The organism is Pseudomonas sp. SC3(2021) (genome assembly GCF_019856535.1).
Lineage (GTDB): Bacteria > Pseudomonadota > Gammaproteobacteria > Pseudomonadales > Pseudomonadaceae > Aquipseudomonas > Aquipseudomonas monsensis.
This window is the reverse complement of the sequence record NZ_CP082236.1, coordinates 3247037-3264525: the sequence shown is the minus strand read 5'-3', so window position 1 is coordinate 3264525 and position 17489 is coordinate 3247037. Positions and strand designations below refer to the sequence as shown.

15 protein-coding genes and 1 pseudogene are annotated in these 17489 nt (G+C 59.4%); 4 read left to right on the top strand and 12 right to left on the bottom strand.

The window, feature by feature from the left end:
- Positions 1 to 222: 222 nt before the first annotated feature.
- On the bottom strand, positions 223 to 690 hold the full coding sequence (locus tag K5Y35_RS14505) for a ferritin-like domain-containing protein (RefSeq protein WP_123467120.1): 468 nt from the start codon (positions 688 to 690) through the stop codon (positions 223 to 225).
- A 205-nt stretch (positions 691 to 895) separates the two neighbouring features.
- Here K5Y35_RS14505 and K5Y35_RS14500 point away from each other — a divergent pair, with 205 nt between their 5' ends.
- Together K5Y35_RS14500 and K5Y35_RS14495 are read left to right on the top strand one after the other, a co-directional pair.
- On the top strand, positions 896 to 1132 hold the full coding sequence (locus tag K5Y35_RS14500) for a DUF3820 family protein (RefSeq protein WP_123467122.1): 237 nt from the start codon (positions 896 to 898) through the stop codon (positions 1130 to 1132).
- A 29-nt stretch (positions 1133 to 1161) separates the two neighbouring features.
- Complete coding sequence (locus K5Y35_RS14495; protein ID WP_222832221.1) at positions 1162 to 2343, top strand: aminotransferase class V-fold PLP-dependent enzyme; 1182 nt, start codon at positions 1162 to 1164, stop codon at positions 2341 to 2343.
- Positions 2344 to 2347: 4 nt separating this feature from the next.
- Here K5Y35_RS14495 and K5Y35_RS14490 read toward each other — a convergent pair whose 3' ends face one another.
- From K5Y35_RS14490 to zwf, 4 genes are all read right to left on the bottom strand, one after another.
- On the bottom strand, positions 2348 to 3058 hold the full coding sequence (locus tag K5Y35_RS14490) for an intradiol ring-cleavage dioxygenase (RefSeq protein WP_222832220.1): 711 nt from the start codon (positions 3056 to 3058) through the stop codon (positions 2348 to 2350).
- 198 nt (positions 3059 to 3256) lie between these two features.
- Positions 3257 to 3922, bottom strand: coding sequence for a bifunctional 4-hydroxy-2-oxoglutarate aldolase/2-dehydro-3-deoxy-phosphogluconate aldolase (locus tag K5Y35_RS14485; RefSeq protein ID WP_007969324.1), 666 nt, complete (start codon positions 3920 to 3922; stop codon positions 3257 to 3259).
- A gap of 17 nt (positions 3923 to 3939) precedes the next feature.
- On the bottom strand, positions 3940 to 4653 hold the full coding sequence (gene pgl / locus K5Y35_RS14480; protein ID WP_222832219.1) for a 6-phosphogluconolactonase: 714 nt from the start codon (positions 4651 to 4653) through the stop codon (positions 3940 to 3942).
- Positions 4640 to 6106, bottom strand: coding sequence for a glucose-6-phosphate dehydrogenase (zwf, locus tag K5Y35_RS14475; protein ID WP_123467130.1), 1467 nt, complete (start codon positions 6104 to 6106; stop codon positions 4640 to 4642). Before zwf ends, pgl begins: the two co-directional genes overlap by 14 nt.
- A gap of 226 nt (positions 6107 to 6332) precedes the next feature.
- Between zwf and K5Y35_RS14470 the strand changes: the two genes are divergently transcribed.
- Together K5Y35_RS14470 and K5Y35_RS14465 are read left to right on the top strand one after the other, a co-directional pair.
- Positions 6333 to 7193: a MurR/RpiR family transcriptional regulator gene (locus K5Y35_RS14470; protein WP_169842436.1), complete on the top strand. Its 861-nt coding sequence runs from the start codon at positions 6333 to 6335 to the stop codon at positions 7191 to 7193.
- A gap of 650 nt (positions 7194 to 7843) precedes the next feature.
- A pseudogene (locus K5Y35_RS14465) lies at positions 7844 to 8985 on the top strand (IS481 family transposase).
- A gap of 94 nt (positions 8986 to 9079) precedes the next feature.
- Here K5Y35_RS14465 and K5Y35_RS14460 read toward each other — a convergent pair.
- The 7 genes from K5Y35_RS14460 to K5Y35_RS14430 form a co-directional block, all read right to left on the bottom strand.
- A complete protein-coding gene (locus tag K5Y35_RS14460; protein WP_222832218.1) occupies positions 9080 to 9934 on the bottom strand; it encodes a D-hexose-6-phosphate mutarotase in 855 nt (284 codons plus the stop codon).
- 171 nt (positions 9935 to 10105) lie between these two features.
- Positions 10106 to 11455: a carbohydrate porin gene (locus K5Y35_RS14455; RefSeq protein ID WP_222832217.1), complete on the bottom strand. Its 1350-nt coding sequence runs from the start codon at positions 11453 to 11455 to the stop codon at positions 10106 to 10108.
- 193 nt (positions 11456 to 11648) lie between these two features.
- Complete coding sequence (locus K5Y35_RS14450; protein ID WP_123467136.1) at positions 11649 to 12809, bottom strand: ABC transporter ATP-binding protein; 1161 nt, start codon at positions 12807 to 12809, stop codon at positions 11649 to 11651.
- A 2-nt stretch (positions 12810 to 12811) separates the two neighbouring features.
- Positions 12812 to 13657, bottom strand: a complete 846-nt coding sequence (locus tag K5Y35_RS14445; protein WP_042607262.1) for a carbohydrate ABC transporter permease — start codon at positions 13655 to 13657, stop codon at positions 12812 to 12814.
- Positions 13650 to 14558 (bottom strand): carbohydrate ABC transporter permease, encoded by a 909-nt coding sequence (locus K5Y35_RS14440; protein ID WP_123467138.1) that lies wholly within the window; start codon positions 14556 to 14558, stop codon positions 13650 to 13652. The genes K5Y35_RS14445 and K5Y35_RS14440 overlap by 8 nt, the downstream gene beginning before the upstream one ends.
- 153 nt (positions 14559 to 14711) lie before the next feature.
- Positions 14712 to 16013, bottom strand: coding sequence for an ABC transporter substrate-binding protein (locus tag K5Y35_RS14435; protein ID WP_222832216.1), 1302 nt, complete (start codon positions 16011 to 16013; stop codon positions 14712 to 14714).
- A 119-nt stretch (positions 16014 to 16132) separates the two neighbouring features.
- Positions 16133 to 17392, bottom strand: a complete 1260-nt coding sequence (locus tag K5Y35_RS14430) for an AGE family epimerase/isomerase (protein WP_222832215.1) — start codon at positions 17390 to 17392, stop codon at positions 16133 to 16135.
- Between the last annotated feature and the right edge of the window lie 97 nt (positions 17393 to 17489).

Sequence of the window (17489 nt, the reverse complement as noted above, 5' to 3'; positions counted from 1 at the left end):
ACCCCAGTCCTCTCCCCCAGGGGGCGAGGGGGAAAGGGAGCTGATCTTGCTGCTTTTCAAAACCTGAGTTCACCTCAGATCGTTCAAGTCGGTGCATCTCCAACATCCACCTCGGTCAGTCGCCTCTCCCTCCGGGAGAGGGCCAGGGTGAGGGGCTTCTGCTTTTCCCAACCCCATAAAAAAACGCCAGACTAGCTGGCGTTTTTTATAACCGACAAGCGCTTACGAACGGGCACGAGCCTCGTTACGCAGGGCTTTCACTTGGTCGTGGTTACGCTGTACGCCGTGATACTGGCGTTCAACCAGATCACGAATGCCAACCAGATTGTGCTTGTTGATTTTCTCGATGGCTTCACGATAAGCCTTCAGGGCGTGGTCTTCACCGCGCTCGGCTTCGTTGAGCACAGCCTCTTCGTCTTTGCCGGTAAACATGGCTTTGACGTCGACCCAGCGACGGTGCAGGTCACCGCTGACGCTGGTAGAGGTTTCCGGATCACCGCCCATCGAACGCACGGTGGCTTGCAGTTCGGCAGCGGCGGTGGCGCAATCGGCCGAGCGCTTGGCGAACAGTGCTTTCAGTTCCGGGTGCTTGATATCTTCGGCGCAAGTCTTGAACCCTTCCTGACCGTCTTTGCTGGTTTCGATCAGGTCGTTGAGTACAGAGATGGCTTCTTTATTCATGTCAGTCATTTTTCAAATTCCTTGCGGTTGGTTGAAGATGCAAGGGATATTGCAGTGTGCGTGCCAGTTTTTATTTGTATAAAAATCGTTATTTTTCAATGATTTAAATACGATTGAACTATCTGTATCACGGCTATTTGCATGATCTGTCATTTGGCCTGCATGCAGAATGCCTGTATTTTCCAGTTTGATTTAAAGCCAGACGAATGCATTGATGAATCCCGAAAAACTCGAACTGCTGATCACCCGCGAAATGCCTTTCGGCAAATACAAGGGCCGGATCATTGCCGACCTGCCCGGCCCCTATCTGAACTGGTTCGCCCGTGAAGGTTTCCCGAACGGCGAGCTCGGCGGACTGCTGGCCTTGATGCAGGAAATCGATCACAACGGTTTGTCGGATCTGCTCGAACCGCTGCGCGCCAAACACGGCAAACCCGCCCCGCGCCACTGAAACGCCCTCCTCTACTGAGCTTGCCGACCATGCCCGATAACACCCGCCGCGCCCGTGACGAAGCCTTCTGGCAGACGTTCGCCGACCGTTACGACGTTCAACCAGGCCCCGTGAACCTGGAAAACGGTTACTTCGGACGGATGTCACGCACGGTGATCGAGGAGTATCAGCGCAACATAGAGCTGATCAACACCAGCAACTCGGTGTACGTGCGCCAGCAATTCGAACAACGCGACCACCTCGACATTCGCGCGCAACTGGCCGAGTTGATCGGCGTACACGCGCAGAGTGTGGCGTTCACCCGCAATGCCACCGAAGGCCTGCAATCGCTGATCCGCAACTACAACCGCCTGCAACCGGGGGATCAGGTGCTGATCTGCGACCTCGAGTACGACACGGTCAAAGGCGCGATGCGCTGGCTGGGCGAGCATCGCGGCGTCGACGTCATCGAGATTGCCCACTCACACCCGGCCAGTTTCGACAGCCTGCTGGAGACCTATCGCGAAACCTTCGTCCGCCACCCGAAACTCAAACTGATGGCGTTGACCCATGTCACCCATCGTACGGGACTGGTGATGCCGGTGCAGGCCATCGCGGCGCTGGCCAAAGAGCATGGCATCGACATCATCCTTGATGGTGCCCATGCCCTCGGCCAGATCGAGTTCGACCTCGAAGCCCTCGGCGTCGCCTTCGCCGGCTACAACCTGCACAAATGGATCGGCGCGCCGCTGACACTCGGCTTCATGTATATCGCGCCGCAGCGTCTGGCCGACATCGACCCGGACATGGGCGAGATGCACTACCCGGTCAGCGACATCCGCGCCCGCACGCCGTACAGCACGCCGAACATTCCGGCGCTGATGAGCTTGCCGCTGGTCTTTGAAGAACACCGCTCCATCGGCGGTGCACCGGCAAAAGGCGCGCGCCTCAATTACCTGCGCAACCTGTGGGTCAGCGCGGTGCGTCATCTGCCGGGTATCGAGGTCATGACACCGGACGATCCGCAGCTTTATTGTGGCATCACCGCGCTGCGCTTCAGCCGACATGCTGACCAGAAGGCCATGGCCGACCGCCTGCTCAATGACTTCAACCTGTTCACCGTGGTCCGCAATGGTGCCGCCTGCGGGCCGTGCATTCGCATCACGCCGGGACTGACCACCACCGCAGGCGACATGCAACGGCTGACTCGCGCGCTGAACGAACTGCGCTGATGCGCTAAAGCGTGTATTTGTCGAAGTCCTCGGGTTTGATCTGCGACGACACCGCAAAGGTGTCGATGCCGATCGTGAGGTGCCCGAAGTAACCGTCCTCGTGGGAGTCACGGCCGATCGGCCATACATACAGGGTCGAGGCTTCGCGGCCCATGCCGGGTGGCAAACTGTCCGAAGCATTGTTCAACCGCATCGAAGTGCGCCCGCCCCAGGCTTTGGCGTGATGTGTCGGGCGCGAGATGATTTCCGGGAGCAGCAGCTCGCCGGTCCAGGCGACATCGTGCTCGGCGGGATATTCGTCGCCGACAACCATGCGCACCGCCACATGAAGATGCAGCGCCCGGCCGGCATGGGAATCTGGATAAATCGTGGTGAAGCGCACCCTGCCCCGGGCATCGCAGAACTGGCTGCCGCGCAGGTAGGTGTCATCGTCGCCGGTGATTGCGGTCCTGGCATCGAGGCCCTGATTGACCGGACACCCGCCCGCGTTCGCGCCCCGCGCGTTGCAATGCCAGATATCCACCCTCGCGCCAACCACCGGCTCTGCGGTCATGGCATCGACAATGGTCAGGCGCAGCAACAGTGGCAAACCATCCGCACCTTCGCTGATATTGCGACGCAGCAGTTTCGGATTACGGAAAAACGGCCCGGCGATCTGCTCGGGGGCCAGTTGATACACCGGACAGGGTACGGGGATTGCGAAGTCTGGGTCCATGACACGTTCTCTCATCCATAAGATGAACGCAGATTAGCGCCGTGGAAAAACCTGTGTGCGGTAACTATGTATCGCCGCGTAACTTCAATTGTGGCAGCGCTGGCCGGAACAGGTTTTTGCCGAGCAAAAAAAAACGGTGCACCGACCAAGCGCACCGTAAAGCCGTAGAACACACAACGAAGTGTCAGGTAAAAACTGTTAATCCAGCAGCGCCAGGGCTTCGGCGGTGCATTCCTGAATGCGCGCCCAGTCGCCGTTCTTGATCCACTCCGGATCGAGCATCCAGCTACCGCCCACGCACATGACGTTTTTCAGCGCCATGTAGCTCTTGATGTTGGCCGGGCCAACGCCGCCGGTCGGGCAGAATTTAACTTCGCCGAACGGGCCGCCGAGCGCCTTGATCGCCGCCACGCCGCCGCTGACTTCCGCCGGGAACAGCTTGAAACGGCGATAACCCAAACCGTAGCCTTCCATGATGCCGGAGGCGTTGCTGATGCCCGGCAACAGCGGAATCGGGCTGTCGACGCTGGCTTCGAGCAGATCACGGGTGATGCCTGGGGTGACGATGAACTGCGAGCCAGCGGCTTCGGCAGCCGCGAGCATGTTGCGATCGAGCACGGTGCCAGCACCGGTTACCAGCTCCGGGCGTTGCTCGCGCAGGATCTGGATTGCCTTGAGACCGAACTGCGAACGCAGGGTCACTTCCAGCGCCGTCAGGCCACCAGCGGCCAGGGCGTCGGCCAGCGGCAGTACGTCCTGCTCACGGGCGATGGTGATCACCGGCAGAATCCGCGCCTTGGCGCAGAGGCTGTCGATCAGGGCAACTTTGTCCGCCATGGAAACGGTCGGGGATGGGGTTGTCATAGCGGCTGTTCCTTGGCTCATGGGCACCAGTAAATCTCTAACGTAGGTTGCAGAAACGCGCGCACCGGCATGGCCGCGACGTCGTCGGATGCCAGTGCGGCATTCAGGGTGGTCAGTTTCGACTGACCGGAAATCGACAGAATCTTGTGCCTGGCCGACGCCAGCAGCGCGCGACTCATGGTCAGGCGCTGACGCGGCACGCTCGGCGCCAGCATCGGCCAGCAGCGACGGCTGCCATCGGCCTTCAACGCTTCGGCGAGGTTCGGGCTGTCGGGGAACAGCGACGCGGTGTGACCGTCATCGCCCATGCCCAGCACCAGCACGTCAATCGGTGGCAATTCGGCGAGCAGACGATCGGCGTGTTCGGCAGCTTGCTCAACGTTCGCCGCAGCGCTGTAGAGGCTGAGGAACTGCGCCTTCGCCGCCGGGCCTTTGAGCAGGTACTGCTTGAGCAGACCGGCATTGCTGTCGGCGTGCTCAACCGGGACCCAGCGTTCATCGGCCAGGGTCACGACGACTTTCGACCAGTCCAGCGCCTGCTTGGCCAGGTGCTGAAAGAACGCCACCGGGCTGCGACCGCCGGACACCACCAGCACCGCGTTGCCGCGTGCAGCAATGGCCTCGCCCAGTTGCTTGGCCACATTCAGCGCCAGACCTTCGGCCAACAGCACCGGGCTCTTGAACTCGTGGGCATTCACGCCCGCAGGCAGTTGCACATCAGATATCGCCATACCACGACCTCCCGTCCCGCGTGATCAGTGCAATCGAGCTCATCGGCCCCCACGACCCGGCCGCATACGGCTTGGGCGCGTCACCGGACTTTTTCCAGCCGGCGATCAACTGGTCACACCACTTCCACGCGGCTTCGATTTCATCTTTACGGACAAACAGGTTCTGATTGCCGTTCATCACTTCCAGCAACAACCGCTCGTAGGCGTCGGGGATCCGCGCACTGCGCCAGGTGTCGGAGAAATTCAGTTGCAGCGGGCCGCTGCGCAGTTGCATGCCTTTGTCCAGGCCTTGTTCCTTGGTCATCACACGCAGGGAAATGCCTTCGTCCGGCTGCAGGCGGATGATCAGTTTGTTGCTGATCTGCAGGCGTTGTTCCGGCGCGAAAATGTAGTGCGACGGTTCCTTGAAGTGGATGACGATCTGCGACAACTTCTGCGGCATGCGCTTGCCGGTTCGCAGGTAGAACGGCACGCCGGCCCAGCGCCAGTTGCGGATGTCGGCACGCAAAGCGACGAAGGTTTCGGTGTCGCTCTGGGTGTTGGAGTTCGGTTCTTCCAGATAGCCCGGTACGGACTTGCCTTCGCTGTGGCCGGCGATGTATTGGCCGCGCACCACCTGAGTGGTCAGGCCTTCCGGACTGATCGGCGCCAGGGCCTTGAGCACTTTTACCTTTTCGTCACGGATGCTGTCAGCCGACAGGTCGGCCGGCGGGTCCATGGCGATCAGGCACAGCAGCTGCAACAGGTGGTTCTGGATCATGTCGCGCAGTTGGCCGGCCTTGTCGAAGTAGCCCCAACGGCCTTCGATGCCGACCTTCTCGGCCACGGTGATTTCCACGTGGGAGATGTAATTCTGGTTCCACTGGGTTTCGAACAGGCTGTTGGCGAAACGCAGGGCGATCAGGTTCTGGACGGTCTCTTTGCCCAGATAGTGGTCGATGCGGTAGGTGCGGTTTTCCGGGAAAAACTGCGCCACGGCGTCGTTCACTTTGCGTGAGGACTCAAGGTCGGAGCCGATCGGCTTTTCCAGGACCACGCGAGTATTCTCCGCCAGACCGACTTTCGCCAGGTTCTCGCAGATCGCACCGTACACCGCCGCCGGTGTGGCGAAGTAGGCAATCATGCGTTGCGCGCTGCCGGCCAGTTCGGCCAGCGCCACGTAGTCTTCAGCCTTGAGGAAGTCGACGTGCAGATAAGTCAGGCGCGCCAGAAAGCGCTCGGCCACGGCTTCGTCCAGCTCTTTGCCGACATACCGACGCAATTCGGCGGCGATGAACGCCAGGTGCTGCTGTTCGCTACCGGCTTCACGGGCCAGCGCGATGATCCGCGTGTCCTCGTGCAACAGGTCAGCGCCATCGAGGTGGTAAAGGGCAGGAAACAGCTTGCGCAGGGCCAGATCGCCAAGAGCGCCGAACAAGGCAAAGGTGCACGGTTCAACCGTAATCGAAGGCATGATGTTTGTTCTTTTATCAAGTTAAGCTACAAATACCTTTTTTCAAGGCATCACTCAAGGGAAAATGTAGTAATAACCACAACATTTTCGCAAAATACAGATTCCGAGTGGTGGTCGGTCGGAGCCATCAGTAGGATAGGCCACCGTTACGGGCCATATCAAAGGCCCAATTTGCATAGCCCGGCGCACCTTTGCGCAGGTGAATTAGGAATTTCATATGGACCGCGTGCGAAATTTACTGGAACAGATCCAGAGTCGCCTTGAAGAGCTGAACAAGGCCGAACGCAAAGTCGCCGAGGTGATCCTGCTCAACCCGCAGCAGGCCACCCGCTTCAGCATCGCCGCCCTCGCCCAGGCGGCGTCGGTGAGCGAGCCGACGGTCAACCGTTTCTGCCGTTCGTTCGGTGTCAGCGGCTATCCCGAACTCAAGCTGCAACTGGCGCAGAGCCTGGCCAGCGGCGCGGCGTACGTCAGCCGTGCGGTGGAAGCCGACGACAATCCAGAGGCGTACACGCAGAAGATTTTCGGCAGTGCCATCGCCTCGCTGGACAGCGCTTGCCAGGCGCTGGACCCGAACCTGATCAGCCGCGCCGTCGACCTGTTGATTCAGGCGCGGCAGATCCACTTCTTCGGCCTCGGCGCCTCGGCACCGGTGGCGCTGGATGCGCAGCACAAGTTCTTCCGCTTCAACCTGGCAGTCACCGCGCATGCCGATGTGCTGATGCAGCGGATGATTGCTTCGGTGGCGCACACCGGTGAGTTGTTCGTGATCATTTCCTACACCGGGCGCACCCGCGAGCTGGTGGAAGTGGCGCGCATTGCTCGGGAGAACGGCGCTTCGGTGCTGGGCCTGACGGCGGAGAATTCGCCGCTGGCCAAGGCCAGCACCCTGAGCCTAAACATTCCACTGCCGGAAGACACCGACATCTATATGCCGATGACCTCGCGGATCATTCAGTTGACCGTGCTGGATGTGCTGGCGACCGGCATGACCTTGCGGCGCGGGGTGGATTTCCAGCCGCATTTGCGCAAGATCAAAGAGAGCTTGAATGCCAGCCGGTATCCGGTTGGGGATGAATTCAACTAAAGATCAAAAGCCCCTCACCCCAGCCCTCTCCCTGGGGGAGAGGGAGCCGACCGAGGTGTCTGCGCTATACATCGACCTGAAACACCGAGTCGATTATGGATTCACCGACATTCGTTCAGGTCGGTGCATCTCTCGAATATCCCCCATTCGCCCCCTCTCCCGGGGGGAGAGGGGGCCGACCGAGGTGTCTTGCGCTATACATCGACCTGAAACACTGAGTCGATTATGGATTCAACGTCATCCGTTCAGGTCGGTGCATCTCTCGAATATCCCCCATTCGCCCCCTCTCCCGGGGGGAGAGGGAGCCGACCGAGGTGTCTTGCGCTATACATCGACCTGAAACACTGAGTCGATTATGGATTCAACGTCATCCGTTCAGGTCGGTGCATCTCTCGAATATCCCCCATTCGCCCCCTCTCCCGGGGGGAGAGGGAGCCGACCGAGGTGTCTTGCGCTATACATCGACCTGAAAAATAGAGTCGATTATGGATTCAGCGCTGCACTTTCACGTCGGCGTAACGCTTAAGCATCCCCCATTCGATCCCCTCTCCCTCCGGGAGTGTATGTACCGGACACATGGTGGACAGGTGTTCGGAGACATGGTGGACACTTTTTAATAGGCACATTGCTCATCACTAAGGAGATGACCTGTGTCTTGGGAAGAGGTGTCCACTGTGCAGCTTCGTTCAGAATTCGTGCTTTTGGCTCGGCAAGAAGGGGCCAATGTCCGGCAGCTTTGCCGTCGATTTAATATCAGCCCAAGCACCGCCTATAAATGGCTTAACAGGTTTGAAAACCTGGGTGCAGAAGGACTGAACGATCAGTCTCGACGACCGAAGACATCACCCAAGCGATGTGCTGATGAGGTTGAACAGCAGATTCTGACCGTGAGTCAGGAGTACGCGGCCTGGGGCGCTCGCAAGCTCAAACGTGTGTTGGAAGACAATGGCTTAGTGATGCCTTCAGTCAGTACCGTGCATGCGGTTTTACAGCGTCATTCACGCGTTGATCCAAAGGCCGCCGAGATCAAACCGTTTATCCGTTTTGAGCATGAAGCGCCCAACGATCTTTGGCAGATGGACTTCAAGGGCATATCAGTCTGGGTCAGGGGCGTTGCCATCCGTTGACGATACTGGACGATCATTCGCGGTTTTCACTGTGCATCGCGGCGTGTATCAATGAGCAGCGCGACACCGTCCAGGAGCATCTGGTCCGGGCCTTTCGGCGCTATGGCCTGCCTTTGCGCATGACGATGGACAACGGCTCTCCATGGGGTGATCAGACAGGCGTTTATACCGCGCTGGAGGTCTGGCTGATGAGTCAAGGCATCAAGGTCGGCCACTCTCGACCTTATCATCCGCAAACCCAGGGAAAGCTGGAACGCTTCCACCGCAGTCTGAAAAATGAAGTTCTCCAGGGTCAGCACTTTAACGATCTCAACAGCGCGCAACGGGCGTTTGATATCTGGCGTGATATTTACAACCAGAAGCGCCCGCATCAAGCGCTGGACATGCAGGTTCCTGCTACTCGGTACAGCAGCAGCTCAAGGGAATATCAGGAGCAACCCGCAGCGCCGGAGTACGACGATGGTGATGTGGTCAGGAAGGTTCAGGTAAAGGGCGAGATCTACTGGAGGAACCGTGAATACACAGTCGGGAAAGCTTTTTACGGGAAGTCAGTAGCTATCCGGGAAACGACGGAGGACGGCATCCACGATGTCTACTGGAGTAGACATCGCATCGCCCGAATCGACTTGAACTTGCAGATCGTTACAGCAGGTAAGAAGATCTAAAACCGTCCACCATGTCTCCGAACATGTGTCCACCATGTCTCCGGTACATACAGGGAGAGGGCTAGGGTGAGGGGCTACGATGTGACTGACACACTCAAGCCGCCGCCCACGCCTGCAAACTCAAATGCGCCTTCTCCCCCGGCGCCAGATGCAAGCTGTCAGTCCCACCCGCCGCCGCTTCAACACAGACAAACTCGGAAATCTCATCCCAGCTCACGCCCAACAACGGCCGCGCTCCAGGATGCCAGACCACCGTGTCGCCGCTGTCACCGGTATCAATGCACAACTCGCGCTGCCAGGCGTGATCCTTGAGCTGTAATTCGCCGTCGTGCTGGAACACACGCTGGCAGCCGCCATCGACGCGTAACTCGCCTTCCTGCTGACAAGACTGGCGACTCAACTGGTCATAACCCTGCGCGCCCTCGAGGCCAGACAGCGCTATCTCACCGACATCGCCAATACGCCAGTAAGCGTGCAACGCCTGGCTCAACTGGCACGGCATGTCGTCCTGATGCTCAGTGCTCAGGCGTAACTCCATGCGTTCTCCGAGGTGCGCGTGCAGGTCGACCTGCCAGTCGCACAATTGCAATTGCCAGTGCAGGCGCACGCCATCCTCGGCGCTGCTGCTGTCGAGCAGTTTCCAGTCGAGCAGCCGCGCCCAACCATGGGACGGCCAGGCGTTTTCGCTGGGATGGCGGCCATACCACGGCCAGCACACCGGCACGCCGCCACGAATGGCGCCAACGTGCGGCCACTTCGCCGCACACCACAACCACGGTTTCTGCCCGCGTGGCTGAAAGTGCAGCAACTGCGCGCCCTGACGACTGAACACCGCCTGACACAGCGGATGATCAATCACCAACACGTCGCGCATCTGATAGCGCTCCCAGGCGAACACCGGTTGTTCACGCAGGGATTTGAAGAAGCGTTGCAGCGGATGCTCATGCATTTGCCACGGTTCCGAATTCATCTGTTACGGGCTGCGCCAGCCCTCAAAAAAAAGCGGACAGCCTAGGGGGCGTTCTCAATTGTTTTTCCCACCGCGCCGGGCAAAACAATTGAGAACGCCCCCCGCTGTCCGCAAATATGCGCACATAGAGAGGAGCTTATCGCAGACGCGTCAGAACGTAGACTGAATTTTCAGGCCGGCGACCAAAGCGTTGTCCACTTCATCCACACCACCCGGGTGAGTGATGTACTGCAGGTTAGGACGCACGGTCAGCCAGTTGGTGACGTGGAAGCCGTAGTTGATCTCGTAGTTGTACTCGGTTTCGCGAATTGGCGAGAACACCGGATTGTCGTAATCCGACACACCGTTGGAAACGTTCAGCAGTTCAGCGTTTTTCTTCACGTCATCGTTGACGTGGATACGCGCCGCGCCGATACCGACGTCATCCTTCGGACGCGCGTCGAACGGGCCTTTGTAAACAAACATCACCGACTGATAGTTGTCGATGAAGTTGGTGTCCTTGTCGTGGAAAGTGGCGTTGGCCGCGATGTTCAGACCACGGGAAGCGTCGCCGTTGTGGCTGGTGAGTTGCTGTTGCGCCACGAACCAGTAGCCGCTTTTGCTGCTGTGGGTTTTGTACGCGTCGCCAGTAGTAGCAGCGTCGAAACCGTTGACGTCTTCACGAACGTCGCTGGCATCAGCAGTGCTCTTGTAGTAACCGACGCGGTATTCGCCCGGCAGGCTGTTGACCTTCGGCGACCAGACCAGCTCGACAGGAAGAACGGTACCTTTGGTGCCGCTGCCGCTGAGTTTGAAGCCGTTGCCGTGTTCCAGCTGCGACGGGTTCTGGTTGTACGCACCGATTTGCGCGTAGAGCTCGTCGTTGATGTTGTACTTCACGCGGATCGCGGCCTGGCTGACGGGCCAGTTGTACCAGATGTTGGTCGCCCAGTTACCCACTTGCGAACCGCAGAACGCCAGGTTCTGGAAGTCGCACGGGAAGGTGTTGAAGTCTTCGCCTTCACCGAAGTAACCGGCCTTGACGTCGAGCTTGTTGTCGAAGAACTGGTGCTGAATCCACAACTGGGTCAGACGCACCATGTGGCCACGACCGTAGACTTCCTGCGAGGAAGACAAGGTGCCGGCACGCGGATCGCCCACGCGATCGTTAGAGATGTTGTAGCCGTTACGGTTGGTCAGCTGGATCTTGGCCTGGGTGTTGTCCCAGCCCCAGAGTTTTTGCAGATCCAGTGCCACGCCCAGACCGAACTGGTCAGCGTAACGCGCCGTCTTGTCGTCGTTGTAGCCGCCGTGCAGGTTGCCACCGACTTCCCCGACGTAGTCCGCCTTGATGTCGATACCTTGCTCGATCAGCTTGGTCCGCTCGCCACCCCAGTCGCCGGTCATCCACTTGGAATCGGAGCTGAACGCATCGGCCGCCATTGCATTGCCGGCCAGCACCAGTGCTGCTGCCGCTGACACTTGGCAGATCAAGCGGGCATTGACGTGTTTCTTTTTCATCCCTACATCCTCGTCTTTATTGTTATTAACTGTTTTTATCTAACGCGGTTTACATAAAGTGCGATGGATAACAGGCCATCCACCGCGTGCTCCTTTGTGGGAGCGAGCTTGCTCGCGAAGGCTTTATGTCAGTTGATACATGTGTTGCATGACACACCGCTTTCGCGAGCAAGCTCGCTCCCACATTTGTTCCTCAGCGCCCTTTGAATTGCGCGACGTTCGCCGACCGCGCTTCGGCCTGCGCCTGGCCCGCAACGCCCAGACGCTCGCCAGTCTTGGCATCGAACAACAGCACTTTCGACGGATCGAATTGCAGCGTCAGGCTTTCGCCCACCTGCGGTGCCACGTCCGGTGCCAGACGGCAGCAGACCTTGGTGTCATTGAGGTTGACGAACACCAGGGTGTCCGGACCAGTCGGTTCGGTGACTTGCACTTCAGCCTTGATGCTCGGCAAACCATTGCCTTCGCCATTCGCCAGCACGATCTGCTCCGGGCGCAGGCCGAGGATCACTTCGCGATCTTCAAGCCCGGCGTCCTGCATGCCCATCGGCAACTCGCAACGGGCCTGGCCGCTGTCGAGCAGCGCCAGCAGCCGACCGTCCTTGCGCTGCAGGCGCAGCGGAATGAAGTTCATCGGCGGCGAACCGATGAAGCTCGCCACAAACAGGTTGGCCGGGTCGTTGTAGATCTCTTTCGGCGTGCCGAATTGCTGGATGATCCCATCCTTCATCACCGCCACTTTGTCGCCCAGGGTCATCGCTTCGATCTGGTCGTGGGTCACGTAGACCGTGGTGGTTTTCAGGCGCTGGTGCATCAGTTTCATTTCGGTGCGCATCTCGACACGCAGCTTGGCATCGAGATTGGACAGCGGTTCGTCGAACAGATAGATCTTCGGCCGCCGCGCCAATGCACGGCCCATCGCCACACGCTGCTGCTGACCACCGGAAAGTTGACCCGGCTTGCGATTCAGCAGGTGTTCGATCTGCAACAGCTTGGCCACGCGCGCGACTTCTTCGTCGATCGCCGCCTGCGGCATCTTGCGGATCTTCAGACCGAACTCGATGTTCTCGCGCACGCTCATGGTCGGGTACAGCGCGTAGGACTGGAAGACCATGGCGATGTCGCGATCTTTCGGGCTCATGCCGCTGACGTCCTGATCGCCGATCATGATCGCGCCGCCGCTGATGGTTTCCAGACCGGCGATGCAGTTCATCAGGGTCGACTTGCCGCAGCCCGACGGGCCGACCAGGATCAGGAACTCACCGTCCTTGATCGACAGTTCGATGTTCTTCAGGGTGTCCGGCAGGCCGGCACCGTAGGTCTTGTTGACGTTGCGAAGTTCGAGCGTTGCCATGATTACCCCTTGACTGCGCCGGCCGTCAGCCCGCGCACGAAATACTTGCCTGCGACCACATAGACCAGCAGGGTCGGCAGCCCGGCGATCATCGCCGCTGCCATATCAACGTTGTATTCCTTGGCCCCGGTGCTGGTGTTGACCAGGTTGTTCAGCGCCACCGTGATCGGTTGCGAATCACCGCTGGAGAACACCACACCAAACAGGAAGTCGTTCCAGATCTGGGTGAACTGCCAGATCAGGCAGACCATGATGATCGGCGTCGACATCGGCAGAATGATGCGGCGGAAGATCGTGAAGAAACCCGCGCCATCCAGACGTGCAGCCTTCACCAGCGCATCGGGAATGCTCACGTAGTAGTTACGGAAGAACAGCGTGGTGAACGCCAGGCCGTAAACCACGTGAACAAACACCAGACCGGTGGTGGTGCTCGCCAGGCCCATCTTGCCGAGGGTAAACGAGGCCGGCAGCAGCACGGTCTGGAACGGCAGGAAGCAGCCGAACAACAGCAGACCGAAGAACAACTGCGAACCACGGAAGCGCCACATCGACAGCACGTAACCGTTCAACGCACCGATGGCGGTGGAGATGATTACGGCCGGCACGGTGATCTTGATCGAGTTCCAGAAGTAACCGTCAACCGTGGCCCAGGCCTTGACCCAGCCGATACCGCTGACCACGGTCGGCCAGCTCAGCAGGTTGCCGGTGCTGATGTCTTCCGGGGTCTTGAAGCTGGTCAGCAGCATGACTACCAGCGGCACCAGGTACAGGAACACGGCGAAAATCAGCACCGCGTAGATCGCGATGCGACTCAGGCTGATGGCAGGTTTGGCAGCGAGACTAGTCATGACGCTTGGTCCTCAGCTCGGAGTACAGGTAAGGCACGATGATCGCGAGGATCGCACCGAGCATCAGAATCGCACTGGCCGAGCCCATGCCCATCTGGCCGCGACTGAAGGTGAAGGAATACATGAACATCGCCGGCAGGTCGGAGGAATAACCCGGACCACCTGCGGTCATCGCCGCGACCAGGTCGAAGCTCTTGATCGCGATGTGGGCGAGGATCATCACCGCACTGAAGAACACCGGACGCAGGCTGGGCAGCACCACTTTCCAGTAGATGGTCGGCATGCTCGCGCCGTCGATCTGCGCAGCACGGATGATCGACTGATCGACACCGCGCAGGCCGGCGAGGAACATCGCCATGATGAAACCCGAGGCTTGCCACACTGCGGCGATCACCAGGCAGTACACCACGCGATCCGGGTCGATCAGCCAGTCCAGACGGAAGCCTTCCCAGCCCCAGTCACGCAACAATTTGTCCAGGCCCATGCCCGGGTTGAGCAGCCATTTCCACGCGGTACCGGTGACGATCATCGAGAGCGCCATCGGGTACAGGTAAATGGTGCGGATAAAGCCTTCGCGACGGATACGCTGGTCGAGGAACACCGCCAGCAGCACACCAATCACCAACGTGATGCCGATGAACATGCCACCGAACACCGCGAGGTTCTTGCTCGCCACCCACCAGCGGTCGTTGTCGAACAGCCGGGCGTATTGCGCCAGGCCGGCCCACTTGTAGTTCGGCAGGAACGTCGAGGTGGTGAACGACAGCACGAACGTCCACAGGATGTAGCCATAGAAGCCAACCAGCACGATGACCATGCTCGGCGCCAGCACCAGTTTCGGTAGCCAGCGCTGCAGTGCATCGAACGGCGAGGCTTTGCTGAACACAGCAACAGAACTCATGGGGAAATCCAGTACGAAGGTAGAAAATTCACACGCTTTCCCCTTGTGGGAGCGAGCTTGCTCGCGAAGGCGTCCTGTCAGTTGATAGTTCGATTGCCTGACTCTCCGCTTTCGCGAGCAAGCTCGCTCCCACAGGGGCTACGGTGCTGGTGCTTATTTAGCCGACTGAACCGCCGCGCCCAGTTTCCTGGCCGCATCGGCAGGGTCGGCTTTCGGGTCGTTGATGTAGTTGGTGACTACGTCAAAGAACGCGCCCTGCACCGCCAGCGTGGTCGCCATGTTGTGCGCCATGCTTGGTTGCAGGCCGCCGGACTTGGCGTCCGCCAGGAAGTCCTTGGCAGCGGTCTGCGCGCAGGAGTCGAAACCGAGTTTCTCCATGTTGTTCAACATGTCGTTACGCACCGGGATCGAGCCTTTGTTGAGGCTGAAGACTTTCTGGAAGTTTTCACCCAGCACGACTTTGGCGATGTCCTGCTGACCGGCCGCAGTGCCTTTGTCTTTCTGCTTGAACACCGCCAGGGAGTCGATGTTGTAGGTGAACGCCTTGTCGGTGCCCGGGAACGCTACGCACTCGTAGTCCTTGCCGGCGACTTTCTTGGCAGCGGTCCATTCGGACTTGGCCCAGTCACCCATGATCTGCATGCCGGCCTTGCCGTTGATGACTTTGGCCGCTTCCAGGTTCCAGTCCTGGCCTTTGCCGTCGACGTCCATGTAGGTCGCGACTTTCTTCAGCTCGGTCAGCGCCTTGACCATTTCCGGGCCGGTCAGCGCCTTGTTGTCCAGATCGACCAGGGCTTTCTTGTAGCCATCAACGCCCATGACCGACAGCACAACGGCTTCGAACACGGTGCTGTCCTGCCAAGGCTGACCGCCGTGAGCCAGCGGAATGAAGCCCGCAGCCTTCAGCTTGTCGCCGGCGGCGTAGAATTCTTCGAGGGTGGTCGGGGCTTTGGCGATACCGGCTTTTTTGAATACTTCCGGGTTGATCCACAGCCAGTTGACGCGGTGAATGTTCACCGGCACAGCCACGTAATCACCGTCGTACTTCACGGTATCGGAGACTTTCTTGTCGAGCAGGCTGTCCCACTTTTCCGACTTGGCGACATCTTTGAGCACGTCGGTGTCAAGCAGGCCGGTCGACGCCCATTCCTGGATGTCCGGGCCTTTGATCTGGGCGACGCCCGGCGGGTTGCCAGCCACGGCACGGCTTTTCAGCACGGTCATGGCCGTGGCACCGCCACCGCCGGCGACAGCGCCGTCTTTCCAGGTGAAACCGTCTTTTTCGACTTGGGCCTTGAGCACATCAACGGCAGCTTTTTCGCCACCGGACGTCCACCAGTGCACGACTTCCACCGAACCTTTGGATTCGGCAGCGGAAACACTGAGAGGCAGAATTGCGAGCGGGAACAGGGAGGCGACAGAAATGACAGTAGCGAGGCGAGAAATCGCATTCATCTGAGATGTACCTTTCTTGTTGTTATGCATTGCAAGTCTGGTGCTTGCGCTGCATAGGAGTTTAAACAGGACGTTTCCCCTCGCAGGTAACGAAGGGACGCGCGAATGTCACCACATGGTTACACAGGACAGCTCTGGGACAACTGCGCCAGCGCAGTCGCCATGCTCGGCGACAAGGGTAGACGAGGGATCAGTACGGCTTGCCAGGCGTGGTACAGATCGGGTTTTCCCGGCCAGATATCGGCACTTGGCAGGTTTTGCGGATTGAGTTCGTGGTGCCAGCTGCCGTCGCAGCGGTCGATGAAATGGTTTTCGCAGAATTCCCAGAACAGTCGGTACCAGGCTTCGTATTGCGCCTCGCCGGTGCGTTTGAGCAAGGCGCTGGCGGCGGCGCTGGCTTCTGCGTGCGTCCAGTGCAGGCGATGGCGCACCACGGATTTATTGTCCCAGTCGAGGGTGTAGACGATCCCCGGCGCGCCATCGACGTCCCAGCCGTGGCGGCAGTTGTTCTCGAACAGTTTTGCCGCATCAGTGGCAAGCCAGCCGGGTGTGAGCATGCCGGCCTGAACCCGCGCCGCTTCGAGGTGCAGCAACAGCCGCGCCCATTCGAAACCGTGACCCGGCGTGGTGCCGTAAGGGCGGAAACCGTCAGCGGGATTGTCGAGGTTGTATTCGCGCAGCGGTTGCCAATTGCGATCGAAGTGCTCGATGACCATGTAACCGTTGGCGGCAGCATGACCGTGGATCACTCGCTCGACGATGCGTTGTGCACGGATCAACCAGCGCGGATCTTCGGTGACATCGGCCAATGCAAGGAACGCTTCAGTCGCGTGCATGTTGCTGTTGGCACCGCGATAGGCTTCTTCTTCGCTCCAGTCGCGATTGAAGTATTCGCGCATGGCGCCCTCTTCTTCGCTCCAGAAATACGTGTCGATGATGTCGATGGCGTCATCCAGCAAGGCCTGGGCGCCGGGACGCTGTGCGACCACTGCAGAGCTGGCCGCGAGCGCGACGAAGGCATGCAGATAAGCGTTCTTGCCGGTATTGCCGTCGCGGTGTTCGGCGACCGCAAACCAGCCGCCGTGCAGTGCATCACGCAACGGGCCGCGCAGGGCCGCGATGCCGTGATCGACCAGTTCGGCGAAACCCGGCAGGCCCTGAATGTGGGCCATGGCGAAGCTGTGGGTCATGCGCGCGGTGTTCATGGTTTCGGCTTGCGCGTGCGCTGGCAGACGGCCGCGTTCGTCGAGGTTGCCGAAACCTTCGGGCAGCTTTGAAGCCTTGGCGAATGCCAGCAGGCGCAGACCTTCGTCGGCGAGCCATTGCTGGTGGGCAGGGGCGTTCAGCCAACTGCTGAAGCCTGGGTGGAAGAGATCCATGGGTGGCCTTTTTTGTTGTTATGACTGCGGGCAGTCTAAACAACAGGTCGGGATGGGCTTGTAACGAAGGGGGCGGTTTTTGTCACTGATCCGTGAC

What these genes read in the sequence shown, in the direction of transcription:
- K5Y35_RS14435 (WP_222832216.1), bottom strand. Translation starts at nt 16,013, where the DNA reads ATGAATGCGATTTCTCGCCTCGCTACTGTCATTTCTGTCGCCTCCCTG.
- pgl (WP_222832219.1), bottom strand. Translation starts at nt 4,653, where the DNA reads ATGGCGATATCTGATGTGCAACTGCCTGCGGGCGTGAATGCCCACGAG.
- zwf (WP_123467130.1), bottom strand. Translation starts at nt 6,106, where the DNA reads ATGCCTTCGATTACGGTTGAACCGTGCACCTTTGCCTTGTTCGGCGCT.
- K5Y35_RS14460 (WP_222832218.1), bottom strand. Translation starts at nt 9,934, where the DNA reads ATGCATGAGCATCCGCTGCAACGCTTCTTCAAATCCCTGCGTGAACAA.
- K5Y35_RS14445 (WP_042607262.1), bottom strand. Translation starts at nt 13,657, where the DNA reads ATGACTAGTCTCGCTGCCAAACCTGCCATCAGCCTGAGTCGCATCGCG.
- K5Y35_RS14500 (WP_123467122.1), top strand. Translation starts at nt 896, where the DNA reads ATGAATCCCGAAAAACTCGAACTGCTGATCACCCGCGAAATGCCTTTC.
- K5Y35_RS14450 (WP_123467136.1), bottom strand. Translation starts at nt 12,809, where the DNA reads ATGGCAACGCTCGAACTTCGCAACGTCAACAAGACCTACGGTGCCGGC.
- K5Y35_RS14440 (WP_123467138.1), bottom strand. Translation starts at nt 14,558, where the DNA reads ATGAGTTCTGTTGCTGTGTTCAGCAAAGCCTCGCCGTTCGATGCACTG.
- K5Y35_RS14490 (WP_222832220.1), bottom strand. Translation starts at nt 3,058, where the DNA reads ATGGACCCAGACTTCGCAATCCCCGTACCCTGTCCGGTGTATCAACTG.
- K5Y35_RS14505 (WP_123467120.1), bottom strand. Translation starts at nt 690, where the DNA reads ATGACTGACATGAATAAAGAAGCCATCTCTGTACTCAACGACCTGATC.
- K5Y35_RS14495 (WP_222832221.1), top strand. Translation starts at nt 1,162, where the DNA reads ATGCCCGATAACACCCGCCGCGCCCGTGACGAAGCCTTCTGGCAGACG.
- K5Y35_RS14430 (WP_222832215.1), bottom strand. Translation starts at nt 17,392, where the DNA reads ATGGATCTCTTCCACCCAGGCTTCAGCAGTTGGCTGAACGCCCCTGCC.
- K5Y35_RS14455 (WP_222832217.1), bottom strand. Translation starts at nt 11,455, where the DNA reads ATGAAAAAGAAACACGTCAATGCCCGCTTGATCTGCCAAGTGTCAGCG.
- K5Y35_RS14485 (WP_007969324.1), bottom strand. Translation starts at nt 3,922, where the DNA reads ATGACAACCCCATCCCCGACCGTTTCCATGGCGGACAAAGTTGCCCTG.